The sequence below is a fragment of the Corynebacterium sp. CCUG 69979 genome (assembly GCF_024454095.1).
Lineage (GTDB): Bacteria > Actinomycetota > Actinomycetes > Mycobacteriales > Mycobacteriaceae > Corynebacterium > Corynebacterium genitalium.
The window spans coordinates 286,463-300,543 of the sequence record NZ_JAGPZA010000001.1 but is presented as its reverse complement, the minus strand read 5'-3'; the positions used below and the strand labels follow the sequence as shown (position 1 = coordinate 300,543).

The 14,081-nt window shown below is 61.1% G+C and carries 10 protein-coding genes; 8 read left to right on the top strand and 2 right to left on the bottom strand.

From position 1 onward, the window contains the following. Window positions 1-3: 3 nt before the first annotated feature. Both KBX18_RS01430 and KBX18_RS01425 read right to left on the bottom strand, forming a co-directional pair. A complete protein-coding gene (locus KBX18_RS01430) occupies window positions 4-2,904 on the bottom strand; it encodes a DEAD/DEAH box helicase (protein ID WP_255994531.1) in 2,901 nt (966 codons plus the stop codon). A gap of 146 nt (window positions 2,905-3,050) precedes the next feature. After that, complete coding sequence (locus KBX18_RS01425) at window positions 3,051-3,662, bottom strand: HAD family phosphatase (protein WP_255994530.1); 612 nt, start codon at window positions 3,660-3,662, stop codon at window positions 3,051-3,053. Between the two features lie 202 nt (window positions 3,663-3,864). On the opposite strand from KBX18_RS01425, the gene KBX18_RS01420 reads away from it, so the two are divergent. The 8 genes from KBX18_RS01420 (at window position 3,865) to KBX18_RS01385 (ending at window position 14,049) form a co-directional block, all read left to right on the top strand. Further along, on the top strand, window positions 3,865-4,998 hold the full coding sequence (locus tag KBX18_RS01420) for an ABC transporter substrate-binding protein (RefSeq protein WP_255994529.1): 1,134 nt from the start codon (window positions 3,865-3,867) through the stop codon (window positions 4,996-4,998). Beyond that, window positions 4,998-5,951 carry an ABC transporter permease subunit gene (locus KBX18_RS01415; RefSeq protein ID WP_255994528.1) on the top strand — a complete coding sequence of 318 codons (954 nt, stop codon included), beginning with the start codon at window positions 4,998-5,000 and terminating at the stop codon, window positions 5,949-5,951. The genes KBX18_RS01420 and KBX18_RS01415 overlap by 1 nt, the downstream gene beginning before the upstream one ends. Then, window positions 5,936-6,823: an ABC transporter permease gene (locus KBX18_RS01410; RefSeq protein ID WP_255994527.1), complete on the top strand. Its 888-nt coding sequence runs from the start codon at window positions 5,936-5,938 to the stop codon at window positions 6,821-6,823. The genes KBX18_RS01415 and KBX18_RS01410 overlap by 16 nt, the downstream gene beginning before the upstream one ends. Window positions 6,824-6,825: 2 nt before the next feature. Then, window positions 6,826-7,965 (top strand): ABC transporter ATP-binding protein, encoded by a 1,140-nt coding sequence (locus KBX18_RS01405; RefSeq protein WP_255994526.1) that lies wholly within the window; start codon window positions 6,826-6,828, stop codon window positions 7,963-7,965. Window positions 7,966-7,980: 15 nt separating this feature from the next. Continuing rightward, entirely contained in the window at window positions 7,981-8,841 is an 861-nt protein-coding gene (locus KBX18_RS01400; RefSeq protein WP_005286224.1) for an alkaline phosphatase family protein, read from the top strand. A gap of 273 nt (window positions 8,842-9,114) precedes the next feature. Then, window positions 9,115-9,369, top strand: coding sequence for a hypothetical protein (locus KBX18_RS01395; RefSeq protein WP_255994525.1), 255 nt, complete (start codon window positions 9,115-9,117; stop codon window positions 9,367-9,369). Window positions 9,370-9,760: 391 nt separating this feature from the next. After that, on the top strand, window positions 9,761-12,646 hold the full coding sequence (locus tag KBX18_RS01390) for an exonuclease domain-containing protein (RefSeq protein WP_255994524.1): 2,886 nt from the start codon (window positions 9,761-9,763) through the stop codon (window positions 12,644-12,646). A gap of 452 nt (window positions 12,647-13,098) precedes the next feature. Beyond that, entirely contained in the window at window positions 13,099-14,049 is a 951-nt protein-coding gene (locus KBX18_RS01385) for a DUF3800 domain-containing protein (RefSeq protein WP_255994523.1), read from the top strand. Window positions 14,050-14,081: the final 32 nt, after the last annotated feature.

The window sequence follows — 14,081 nt, the reverse complement described above, 5'->3', positions numbered from 1 at the left end:
CTCCTAGTTCGCGCCTGCGTGTGGCTCGGTGTTGGTGTCGGCGGGCAGGATGAGGACGAGTGGGCGGATCAGTTCGCGATCGGGTTCGAGGGAGGAGATCAGTGCTTTCTCTTCACTGATAAGCGATGCCGAGCGGCCGACGCGCAGCATTGTCTGGCTTTCGTTTTTGGCGTGTTGCCAACTGTCCGCGCGGTCGATCCAGTACCCAATACGGTCCTCCGCATGTGAGCGCGCAGCAGACATCATCGGTTGCAGCTGACCACTAGCCACCTGCACTGACTGGGAAATAAGCTCCTGGGCGTTGTCGGGCAGGGTGAACGTGCCCGGATTGATGGCTTGCTCGGTGAGTCCGATACCGCGCAACCACCCGATGGGATCCGGCACGTCCTGTGGGATCATGCCGTCCATCACCGCCACGAATGCGCGGGAGACGACCTGGCCCCGCTTGTTGGTCAACGTCGCCATGAGCAACACGGTCGGGGTGGGGACGTCGCCGGTGATGGCGGTGATCTGGCCGGCGGAGAGCGACGCGAGCGCACGGTCGGTGGCCCAATCTGTCACTGGGTGCAGTGGTCCGAGGAAGTGGGCCTTCGGCCACGTCGAACCGTCCTGTCCGGTGCGGGCGCGGCGCAGCACCTCGTTGCCGATGTCCGTGTTGGTGGCCAGCTGGAATCGTTCGCGCACTTTACGGTCCGCTAGGTAGTCCTGTGGGAGCACTTCCAGGCGGCGGCGCAGGTCCTCCGGCGGAGTGAGTTCAGCGACCTGGTTCGGGTGACGGACGTAGCCCACGCCGTTAGCTGCGATGTCTTTCTCCGGGGCGCCGTGGAACGCTTCGCTCAATGCGTCTTCGAGGTAGTCGATCTCGGACGCGTACAGGCTGCCGCGGTTGGTACTCCCCGCTGTGTTGTGGGTGTGCGGAGCAGCGGAGTCGATGTCCTGTTCGTCGAGCTCAAGGCCGAACCCCGCCATCCATTGGTCAATGAGATCTTCTTCAGTGTGCGCGGTTTCTTCAGCGATGTGTTCCGGGGACTTCACAACGTCATCGAAACCGGCCTGGTTCTGAATGATCTTGCGGATCTCGTCTTCCTCGCCTTTCACGGAGTGCTGTCCGATGAGTGAACCGACGTCGCCGAGGATTTCGTGGGCCTGGTGCTCGCGCTCGATGAGCTTCTGCAACACGTGGAGCTCACCGACGTAGCCACCTTGCGCGGTATCGAGCAGAAGAGCCGTGATCTGCGGCGGCTCGGTCTGGCCGTAGCGGTCAATACGGCCATTGCGCTGCTGAATACGGATGAGCGACCACGGAATGTCGTAGTGGACGAGGTTGTGGCACAGCGTGTGGAGGTTCACGCCCTCTGAAGCGACGTCGCCGGTGACAAGGATGCGGAGTTTGGAGTCTTCGCGCTTGAATTCGTCGACAAGCCTCATTTGCTCCTCGTCCGAAAGACTGCCGTGCATCACTGCGACGGCGTCTTTAGGCAGCTTGAGGTCTTTGATCAGGTTTTCCTGCAGCCAATGGAGAGTGGCAACGCGTTCCGAGAAGATCACCGCGCGGGTGTCGCTCCCCTTTTCCACACCGATGTCATGCAGGTAGTTAATCAGCGCTGCGTACTTGTTGGAATTTTGGCGGGTCACCGTGGAGTTCAGGTCTTTGAGCCGCTCGAGCGCCTCGCGTTGTTTCGGGTCGCTGGGGGGAATGCGTTTCAGCCGGTGTGAGATCGTTTCTTCGAGCGCCGCAGGCGAGGACAGAAACGCTTTGACCAACGTCCACGGGAAGAGCCGGTCCTGCACCGGAATTTGACCGTTCTCCGGGTGGATCCATGTGGCCTCGAGTTCACCGGCCACTGCGTTTTCTTCCGCTGATGCCTCCACCGGAATATTCAGTGGATCTTGCCGGACAGCCCACTTCTCCCCCACCACGGAGGCGACTTCTTCGCTATGGCGGTGGCGGCGGATGAGAAGACGGCTCACCGCAGTCTTGTCAATCGTGCCGTCCGGCATGACAGCAGTCGGGTCCAGCAGACGGAGGATCTCCTTGAAAGATTCGGGGTCACCGTTGTGCGGTGTCGCAGAGGCGAGAAGCAGCGCCTCGGTTGTCGGCGCCAGAGTGCGGGCCAGCTCATTATTTTGCGTGCCCACATTGGTGGCGTTGTGGATCTCGTCGATGACCACCGCGTCCCAGCGAACTTTCTCCAGCTGTGCGCGGTACTTCGGGCTCTTAAGCGTATCCAGTGAGACGATGACCCGGGAGAAGTACGTGAACGGGTTCCGGCTGGCGGGGAGAATCCGGCGCACGCGTTGAATTCCCGCAGAATCCAGACGCACGAGCGGGATAGCAAAGCGCGACCACATTTCCTGCTGGAACTGCTCCATGATGTGCTTCGGGGTCACCACGAGAATGCGGTCCCCGCGGCCACGGCGGATGAGCTCTGACAGGATCATCCCGATTTCGAGGGTCTTTCCCAAACCGACGGCGTCGGCAATGAGAACTCGGGGGCGGAGGTTATCGTCGGAAAGCGCCTTGCGGACCGCAGTGAGTTGGTAGTCGAGCGGATCCATGAGCATCTCTTCCGCAACCGAGAGCTCCTTCTGGTACAGCGGAACCGGAGTCTGGCGCAGCGTTGTCTCCAGCCACAATCGCGTGGTGCGGTACCCGGACGATTCATCAGCAACGACCTCGACCCTAGATGGGTCGAATACCTCGACCTCATCGATTGCCGTGTAGAAGCTCGCCGTGGTGTCACGCACGTAATCGGACAGGCCACGCACCTTCAGAAGGTAGCCGTCCACGGATTGGGTGACATGGGTAATCAGCCAGAGCTCGTCACGGACTCGGACCATCAGGCCCGGTGCGTAGGCGGCCTGGCTGTGCTCAGCGGGATCAACCGACATCGACGTGCTCATGGGTGTAAACATTAGCCACCTCTTCGGGTTTCCGAAGCAACAATAGAAGCCGAACGGCCTGAGCTCATCTGGTAGGCGGGGTGAGCGCGTAACTTAATTGCCGAGGTACGCTCGGGCTGCGTCATCCATACTCGGAAAGTGAGCGATCAGCCCGTCTGCTTCCACCAGGTGGGGACCAATGCCGACGGCACGAATGCCAGCACGTGTGAGCGCTTCCACCCGGCCCGGGAGTCTTCGAACCCGATGATCCTGTCGGTGGGCACGCCAATGTTCGCGGAACCAAGCAGAAACCCCTCGGGATCAGGTTTGCCGTGGGTGACGTCTTCAATGGCGACGCTACGCTCCCCTATCCCAGCGAGCCCGGCTTGGGCTAAGCCGCTCTGCATCAGTGCGCGGAAGGTTCCGGTGACCACGGCGACGCGCTTGCCGTCGTCGATAAGCGAAGAGACGAACCGAGCCGACGCACTCGTGATCGTCGGATGCTCAGCCACCGCCAATGTATATGCGTCGGATAGGTGGCCGATGAGCGCATCGAATTCGTCCGAGGACCGCGCCGCCAAAAGCCGGCGGGCGATATCGGGATCGGACAGGCCGACCAAGGATTCATATTCACTGGAACGTAAGCCGTCGAGCCCCACGTTCTGCAGGGCCGTTTCGTATGCCGCTTCCAGAACCGGCTCGTCATCGCTCAGCGTGCCGTTGAAATCGAACAAGACCCCGTCACAATCCCTGAGCTGTTCTAGGAAGAAATTGGCCATGCAATAGATTGTGCCACGGCCCGTTTGGACGACACGCAACCTTTTGACCAGCAGTTTTCGCAGAAACCAACGCAAGATAATGATCAACTCCTGTTCGCCGATTTGTCACAAAGCTGCCACTGATCATTAAGAAACCTGTGAAACCTTTAAGCGGAAAGCGGGCAAACTCCTGCCCAGCTTCGCCCTAATGGAAAGGCTCTACATGTTCTTTACAAAGAAGTCCGCGGCTGCACGCGTAGCAGCAGCCAGCTTCGCAGTCGCCGCCACTCTCGGCCTCGCGGCGTGCGGTGGTGGGGGCGATGACGGCGCCTCGGCAAACGTGGGTGGCTCCCCTGAGGAGATCGCGCAGCTGGCCAAGGAGGAGGGTGAAGTCCGCCTCATCGCCTACCCGAAGACCTGGGCGAACTACGAAGGCCACTTCAACGAGTTCACCTCGAAGTACGACGTGAAGGTCGCCGTCGATTCCCCGGACGCGTCCTCCGCCGAGGAGCTCCAAGCCGTCCAGAACCTCAAAGGCCAGGACTCCCAGCCTGACGTGCTGGACATCGGCTACTCCTTCACCAACCCAGCCATTGACCAGGGTCTGGTGGAGCCGTTCAAGCCGTCCACCTTCGACGAGATCCCCGACGACTTCAAGGACCCGGAAGGCAAGTGGGTGTCCGCGTACTACGGCGTGATCGAGTTCGGTGTGAACACCAAGAAGGTCGACGACGTCCCGAAGACCTTCAAGGACCTGCTCGACCCGAAGTACAAGGGTCAGATTGCTCTGTCCGGCGACCCGCGCCAGGGCGCATCCTCCATCGCCGGCGTGTTCGCTGCTTCGCTGGCTAACGGCGGCTCCCTCAACGACATTGAGCCGGGTGTCGCTTTCTTTGAGGAGCTGTCCAAGTCCGGCAACCTGGTGAGCATTTCCGACCCGGCTGCCGCTCTGACCACCGGTGAGGCCGCGATCGTCCTCGACTGGAACTACAACTGGGTTGGCGCTACCGAGCAGCTGGAGAAGGACGGCGTCGACCTTGAGCGCGTCGTTCCGGAAGACGGCGTCTTCGGCAACTTCTACGCGCAGCCGATCTCCGTCAACCCGAAGCGCCCGAACGCGGCACGCCTGTGGGTTGAGTGGCTCAACTCCGACGAGGGCGCAGAGCAGTACGCCCTCGGCGGCGCTATCCCGTCCCGCTTCACCAAGCTGGCAGAAGAAGGCAAACTCTCCGATGAGGCTATGGAGAAGCTGCCGGACCCGGCTGTCCTGGAAAAGGTGCAGGTCCCGTCCGTTGAGCAGGGCGACAAGGCCAACGAAGTCATCGCTACCGAGTGGGCAAAGAGGGTCCGTAACTAATGTCTAGCGCCGTCTCTTCTTCCCAGGACGCGGTGGAACCGCAATCTACTCTGGGGCATGACGAGAACGGCAAGAAGAAGGAAAAGCGGGAGCGCACACCCAAAGGGAAGTTCAGTTTCAACCCTGCTTCCCTCGGTGCCCTCCCGTACTTCCTTTTTCTGGCTGTCTTCCTGATCATGCCGATCCTGGCGAACACCCTAAAGTCGTTCCAAGATCCCCAAGGCAACTTCACGCTCGCGACGATGGGCGAGGCAATGGGTTCGACCTACCGCAGTGCGTTCGTCCTCACCTTCAACCTGTCCCTGTTCACCGCCGTCGTCGGTGGCTTCTTCGGCGTGCTGCTGGCGTGGGCACTGACCCACGACAGGCGCCCGGGCAAGCTCTCCGGTCTGATCAACAGCTTCTCCGCTCTCGCCGCCCAGTCCGGTGGTGTGGGTCTGGCGTATGCGTTCATCGCGCTTTTGGGCACCGAAGGCTTGCTCACCGTTGCCATCGCCAACGGCTGGCCCGGCTTCCGCGACGTCTTCTCGTTGACCGGTTTCTGGGGTGTGTCGCTGGTGTACCTGTACTTCCAAATTCCGCTGATGGCCACACTGATGCTGCCGGCCATGCAGGGCATCCGCAAAGAGTGGTACGACGCTGCATCGTCTCTCGGCGCCACCCGCAGCCAATACATCAAGGATGTGGTCATCCCCGTTCTGTGGCCCGCCATCCTGGGTTCCCTGCTGCTGTTGTTCGCTAACGCATTCGCTGCCTACGCCACCGCGTTCGCCCTGGCCGGCGGCTCGCTCAACTTGGTGCCGATCCTCATCGGTTTCTTCATCAGCGGCAACGTGCTGCTCAACCCGGGCCTTGCAGCTGCGCTGGTCACCTGGATGATGCTCATCATCATCGCGGCGATGGCTCTGCGCATCTACTTCACCAGAAGGAGTGAAAAATGGCTCAACCAGTAACGACAGCTCCGGCCGAGGAAGCCATTGACCCCGCGTCCGACAAGCAGGTCCGCCGCCGCAACCAGCACAAGACGTCGGCAGCCTCGACCGCGATCCTCATCGTCGCTGCGATCTACTTCGCGCTGCCCTGGTTGGCGGCTGCCGTCTTCGGTTTCACCCGCCCGGGTGTCGGCTTCACCACAGACACCCTGGCGGAAACCTTCAACCACTCGCGCGCAGGCGAATCCCTGATCAACACGCTGCTGTTGACGGTGGTGACCACCCTGGTCATGCTGATTCTTCTCGTGCCCACCATCATCTTCCTGAACCTCAAGGCGCCGCAGATGGCAAAGGCGGCGGAGTTCCTGTCGGTGCTCCCGCTCGTGGTCCCGGCCGTGGCTCTGGTCAACGGTGTGTCGGTGTTCTTCCGGCCGTTCGCCCCGGGGCTGCTCACCTCGATGTGGATCCTCGTTCCGCTGTACGTGATCAACGCGCTGCCGCTGTGTTACCGCGCCATTGACGCTGGTGTAAAGGCCTTGGACCTGCGCACGATGTTCGCTGCGTCGTCGTCGCTGGGTGCGACTACCTGGCAGACGTTGAGCGGCGTAGTCATCCCCAACCTGCGCGTCGCCATGCTGTCCGCGTCGCTGCTCTGCATCGCAATGGTGGTCAGCGAGTTCGCTATCGCCTCCCTGCTCCTGCAGTACACCTTCCCCGTGTTCATGGTCGAAGTGTCCTCGACGAACCCGCGCGGTATCGCCGCCCTGTCGTTCTTCGTCATGATCTTCACCTGGATTCTGCTCAGTTTGATCTCGGCGGCATCCACCATCTCGCTCAAAAAGAATAGAGCGGCATCCACCATCTCGCTCAAAAAGAATAGAAAGGCCTCGTAGCCATGGCTGAGCCCTTTGTGATCGTCAAGGATCTAGTCAAGTCCTACGGTGAAAAAACCGTCCTGCGTAACTTCAACATGTCCATCGGCGAGGGCGAGATGGTCGCTCTCCTCGGCCCCTCCGGTTGCGGTAAGTCCACCTCGCTGAAGATCCTCGCCGGTCTTGAGCAAGCAGATTCCGGTGAGGTCATCATCAACGGCCGCGAGGTGTCGGGCCTACCTACCCGCAAGCGCAACCTGGGCATCGTGTTCCAGGCGTACTCCCTGTTCCCGCACATGGATGCGGTGGAGAACGTCGCATACGGCCTGAAGATCCGTGGCGTTGATGCGGGAGCTCGCCGTAAGCGCGCGGAAGAGCTCGTTGAGCTCGTCGGCCTGAATGAGCACGCCGCGAAGTACCCGGGACAGATGTCGGGTGGTCAGCAGCAGCGTGTCGCGCTCGCTCGCGCTCTCGCGGTGGAGCCGGAGGTGTTGCTTCTCGACGAGCCGCTGTCCGCCCTCGACGCCAAGGTCCGTGTGCAGCTGCGCGACGAGATCCGCCGCATTCAGCTGCAAGAGGGCATCGCTACCCTCATGGTGACCCACGACCAGGAGGAAGCTCTGGTCATGGCGGACCGCATCGGTGTCATGAATGAGGGTGTGATCGCCCAGATCGGTACCCCGGCCGAGATTTACCGCCACCCGGAGTCCCCGTTCATTTCCTCCTTCGTCGGCATTACCAACCGTATCCCCGGCGTGGTGCGCAACGGCCGGCTCAACGTGATGGATGTCGAGATGGACATTGTGAACAAGGACATGCCCGCCTCCGACGGCGACATCATGATCGCGCTTCTCCGCCCGGAGGAGTTCGAGCTGCGTCACGACGAGCAGGGCCGTTTCACCGTCCAGGACATTCAGCTCCGTGGCATCTTCTCCGCCGTGATGCTCGACCACGACGACTATCCGGGCCAGGTGCGTGTCGACGTCTCCACCACGAAGGCCGACCAGATCGCCCCGGGCCAGCGAGTGAAGCTGGACTTAGTCCGTTCCGAGGCCGTGATCGACACCCCAACCGAGGAGGAGCTGACCGTCGCCCAGGAGCTGTACGCGAAGCGTCCGCTGGGCACCTACCCGACGCTCCAAGCAGGTCAGCCGCACGAGTAAGGAGCAGGTTCACACATGCTGATCCCAAGCAACGAGCATCAGGGCACGAACGATGTCGGCCCGGGTGCGCACCGGCCCATCTTGATCATTGGTCTCGATGGGACCCGGTGGGACCTCGTCCAGCGTGACGGCGTCGGTAACGTTCTTCCCCGCCTGGCCGAGGAAGGCCGCTTCTCCACCATCACGATGGAAGTGCCGACCATCTCTGGGCCGGGGTGGGCCTCCCTGTTGACGGGAGCCTCGCACGCCGAGCACGGGATTGTGGACAACACCATGGTGGGAAGCCACCATTGGGCCTACCCCGACGTTCTCTCTTTGGCGTTCCACCGGGACACCACCACCCGCACGTTTGCGGCGGCTGGTTGGCCGGTGCTGATCGATCCGGCGGGGCTGGGACCGATTCTCCACCCGCGGGACGATCAGCAGAAGGCGGGCCTGCACCGCATCGTCGCACGCGACGGAGAAACCCATGGCTACATTGCTACCGACGCTGAATGCGTGGCCTACGCCCACGCAGCACTGCGGGGGCCGGCATTCGACATGGGGTTCGTATACTGCTGCGACGTGGACGACGCCGGCCACGTCTACGGCGCAGTGTCGGATGAGTACGCCGACGCGATCCGACGGGTGGATGCGCATGTCCAGACCCTGACGGAGGACATTCAGTTCCGCTACGACACCTTCGGTGAAGACTGGCTCGTGGTGATTACCACGGACCACGGTCACGTGGACGAGGGCGGCCACGGAGGCGACTCCCCCGAAGAACGCGCCTCCTGGGCCATCGCTTGGGCCCCGAGCGGGGCCCTGCCAGATTGGCCGGAGGAACTAAAGCCTACCCAGCTCACACCCTTGATTCTCGAGGCCCGATACGGGTAAACTCCGGCACAGAATTCAGACCATAACGCGAGGTCACACACCACAGTGGCCTCGCGTTATGCGTACCGTGATATTGACTGATATCCACTTCGGCCCCCAGAGGAAGGCGACAGCGACATGGCTCACCCCACCGGAAGGCCGGAGAGCTACTGGAATCAGTTCGAGCCAGAACCCGGGCCGAACGATCCCCCGCCGAGCACGTGGCTGCCGCGCGGCGGAGCGCGCCAGTCTGCCGCGTCATCGCCGCACTCCGCTAGGCAGAATTTAACCGCAATGGGTAAGAAGTGGATCAGAGCAGTCACCGTGTTGTTCCTTGTGTCGCTCGTGACGACGGTCGCGGCTGCCGTGGGACTTTGGGTTGTTCTCCAGTCAACGGAGTCAGTGAAGGACAGCACGTGGGGAATTGCACTGGCGTTGACGCTGCGCTTTACAGCGCCACTTACATGCGGCGCCGCACTTGCCGTGATCCATCTCTGGATTATCAAAAGAAAATGGCGTGACCGATCCTCCTCGCTCGACGAAAGCTGAAAGCCGGCAGGTGGTTACATCATCTGAGCAGCGCAGTTTTGCGTCCACCCGCTGGTGCCAACGGTGAAGAACGTCGTGCCGGTTTCGTGGATGCCAGAATAAGCGGGTTAGGGGATCTTTCCCGAGCACACAAAAGGACTTAAACCTGTCCGGACCGCACCGTTATCCGGTGTCATCGTCATCTTCATCTGGGCCGGTGAGAAAGACCACCTGAACGGTTCCAGACGGGCCGGGCACTGGACGCCGCCGGTGAAGATAACTGATGCTTCCTGAACACCACCGTTGAATATCCGCAGTAGCCCTTCCAGCCCGATCTTTCGCCGTGCGCCCCACTGGAGGGTGAACTACCGTGGGGGAGTCCTAGCCCCTTCCTGCTGGAGAATTTTCTGCCATGAGCCCGCACCCCGGCTTCGCTGTCATCGACGTTGTGACAACCGGTTTTGGTGGTTCTGATCGCATCGTCGAAGTCGGTGTCGTGCTGCTGGACCAGCAGCTGCGGGAGCAGGGAACGTGGGAGACATTGGTGCAGCCGAACCGGGACATTGCCACCTGCCACGTGCACAAGCTCACCGCCACGCATTTGAAGAACGCGCCGACGTGGGAAGAAGTCGCGCCCGAACTCGCTCAAGTGATCAGGGGAAGGATCGGGGTGGCGCACAACGCGTCGTTTGAGAAGCGGTTCCTTTCGAAGGAGTTCCGCCGCGTGGGCATTCCCACGAACGTCGGTGAGGCCCACTGGGTAGATACGAAGGACTTGGCCACGGCGCAGCTGGGCTGCGGTAGCCTCGCCGACGCACTCGAGGCAGCAGGTCTGACCAATAGCGAGCCACACGCCGCACTACCTAACGCGGCAGCGACAGCGGAACTCTTGCGCACCCTCTCCGGCACGCTCATTGGCGTTCCTCTGCTTTTCACCGGCAACACGACCCCCACCAACGCCACGTTGATCACCCGGAAAGATCTCGCCGCGGAGAACGCAGAGACCGCAGAAACCGCAGAACCCGCCGAGCACACCGAGCACACCGAGCACACCGAGCACACCGAGCACACCGAGCACACCGAGCACACCGAGCACACCGAGACGGCGGAATTCCATGAGCCCGGCGGTGAAGAGAACTGGCTCGCGCGTCTCATCCAAACGCTTCCCGCGGGCGGCGACACGGACACGGACCAGTACCGCGAGCTGTTGCGGGTCTGCCTCGGCGACCGGCACCTCACCCCGGCGGAGTTCTACGGCCTGGCCCGTTTCGCCCACGACACAGGACTCACCGAGGAGGATGTCGCGAAGATCCACGAGGAGTTCATCCGCCAGATCGCCAGCAAAGCCTGGGTCGACGGTGTCATCACCGAACGCGAGAAAACCGAACTGTGCACGCTGGCCGAACAACTCGCCGTTGACCCGGCCTTGGTCCATGAGCTCATCGCCACGCCTCAGATGGACAACGATCACGATGAGGAATGGGTCGAGCTGACCCCACACGACCGCATCGCATTCACCGGTTCCATGGACGTGTCGCGCGAAGAGTGGAGAACCCGGGCACTCAGCCACGGCCTAACGGTCGGCGGGGTAGGACAGAATACTGCGCTCCTCGTTGCTGCGAACCCGGACACCATGAGCCGCAAGGCCCGCCGTGCCCGCGAACTAAACATCCCGATTGTCAGCGAGCTGCACTTTTCCCGGTTGCTGGCCAGCATGGAGACAGAACAACCGCAGGATCAGCCGGCATCACCCGCAGACGCACCCGACGAGCCGCTGGCGTCCGCCGACCCCGGCCCCGATGACGCCACAGAGTCGGAGACGGAGGCTGAAATCGAAAAGGAACTGGACATTCTCGCTGGCTGGCTCACGCTGACGGGGACGGAGTTGCCGCGTGGGGTAAGGGGGTTGGCACCGGGCGTCGAAAAGCGCATGGCGGGAGACGCGATTGCGGGACTGTTCGCGCGGTGCGTCGAAGAACTAGCCGCCGCGTGCTCGGACGATCCGATGAAGATGACCATGATATCCATGCACTACATGGGTGACACAACGCTGGAAGAGCTGGGCGAACTCTACAACATCTCGCACAAGCGCATCCAGCAGCTCGACGCGGAGATCAGACACGACGTCGTGGGGACCACCGCCCTATCAACTGACGTTGCGCACCATCTCGCGGCGAGGTTCCTGCCGCTGTCAACAACCGCCTCGGTGAACGCGCAGCTTCCAGCGCTGGCAATGGATGCAGAGCCGTTCACTGGCACGTACGAGCACTACTTCCGCATGTGGGGCTTGTGGGACACCGACGAAACGTGGATCGCCGCGCCGGGTTTCGCAAACGCTGTCGACGCGGCGCTGGCAGAGCTTGCCGACGAGCATAACGCGGCGCTTATCAGCGCAGCCGCCGAGTCTTTAGGGACCGACCGCGATCTTCTGGCGGAATGGATGTCGCAGCGCAACGGGCTGGTCGTGCTTTCCGACGACGCGCACGTCCTCATCGCGTCCAGCCACCAAGACTTCGCCGCGGGCGTGCTGTCGCTCAACGGAGCGCCGATGAGCACCGCGGAGATTGCCCAGGCAACGCCGATGGACATCAATGAGCGCTTTATCACCAACGCCGTGAACGTCGATGAGCGCATTATTCGTGTGGCATCTGACCTCTACGGGCTACGCGAGTGGGGTCTGGAGGCCTATGCCGGTGGGGCGGATTCCGTGCTCCACGACCACTCCGATGCCACCAGCGATTCTGATACCAGCCGGGGTGAGACGACCGAGGTTGACCCGCAGGATGACCCGGACCTCTACTGGCGCGACGATGCGTGGTGCATGCTGCTCACTGTCAACCACGATCACTTGGGAGGATCCGGCTTCAGCCTGCCGCTCGGTGTGGCCAGTATCTACGGTGTACCGGCGGGCGGTGAAGTCGCTGTGCCGAGCCGCCTGGGTGACCAGTTCGTGGGCGTGAACGCAGCGGAGCAGTCCGACACATCCACGATCCGCCGCTTCCTTCTCGAGGCCGAGGTATCCGTGGGCGACCGGGTGTGGCTCCGTTTCGCTCCGGAGGAATTCGCGGTTTTCCCCGCTCCCGCTCGTGCATTTCCTGCAGATGACGCAGTGGTAGACCTGGCTCACCTCCTGGACTCAATGGGCCTCGATCCGGCTCTCGCCGGCAACTCTGAATCAGCGCTTGCCGCCATCAATGAAGCTCTTCACCTTGAACCGACTGCCCCGCGTCGCCGCACCGTCGCCGTGTTCCGTCACCGCGGCCAGGACGAATACGGCGACCTGATCCAAGGGCTGTGAAGCTCAGCGCTCCGGTTTTATCAATTTATCAATTGGTGAACCATGTGATCACTTAACGGCTCGAGCAAGCCGAAGGAGAGCATCTGCATCAGGGACCGGCGCTCGCGAATACGGTCCAGAACCGGCCAGGGATTCGCGTTCGGCGGTAACCCAGCATGGGCGAGCCGTGCCGCTTCGTGGATGAACTCCTCGGAAGCATGCGCTGCCAGAAGCGACTAGCACAGAGTGACGCACCACATGGACCTTGCTTTCCTGGGTTTTGGTGTGTCAGCTGGACTTGAGAACAAGGCTTGAAATGTGAAGCATCGTCTTATCCCGCTTGCGATCGCGCAAAGCACCATCTAAAGTTGGGACCACAGTGGCGGCGTTGAAACACACGTACCGCGCTATTTCCGGTGGCCGGGTCGCTTTGAGCGACTCGGCCACTGAGCTATCTGCTGGGGGCTTCACGAATGCTTATCGCTTATATTGACGAGTTCGGACACCAAGGTCCGTACATCTCTCACGACCACGCGAAATACAACACGCATCCGTGTTTCGGTTACGCAGGTTACATCTTGCCTGCTGAGAACGTTCGCGAGATGAGTGGCTATTTCAAGTACGTTAAAGAGCAGCTACTCGCCGTGGAGATCGAACTATCCGGAGTGCCGTCAGACCAGTGGGAAAAGAAAGGTTCTGCATTACTCACGACGCGAAACATTAAGCGCTACGGGGACGAACTAGCCCCGGCGCTCTCCCGTATCTACCGGAAGCTGGGAAAGTTCGGCGGACATCTCTTCTTCTACGGACAGCAGAAACCCGTTGGTCCAGTGAGTAAAACAAGAGAGAAATCCCAGGACAGGGAGAACCATTGTCTTATTCAAGCCATCAACAGGCTCGGATCCCTTGCCTCAGACGAGGAAGAGCTAATACTCGTAGTTATGGATGCTACGGAAACTGACAACCGTGAACGCGCAGTGGCCACTCTGAGCGCCACGATTTACTCGCGCAGTAACAAGTCGAATCGCAGCATCGTCGAAACTCCATTACAGACCGAGAGCCATCTTTACAACACCGTTCAGCTAGTTGACTGGACTTGCGCTCTTTTGGGGAGGTTGACGGACTACCACTTCGCGGAGGAGTCCCAGTTCGCTTGGTCAGTAGATCTAGGACGAGAGATTTTTAAGCTCTCGCATCCGACCGATAATTCTGTTGTATGGTCCAATTCTCCGACGAAGGATTCTACTTGTTTTCCAAATCAGCTCACCAAGGCTACTAGGTTCTGGGAGGTAGAGCAGCGACGTGAAGCGGAGCAGGAAAGGAAGCGCTTACGAAATGATGGAATGTTCCAACGCTTGATCGATGCGGGTTCACCAGACCTTCAGGAGAAACTCTACAAAATCCGTAGCGGCGAACCTTGCTAAGTGCTTCGATGCAACAAAAGCAGCGCTAGGCT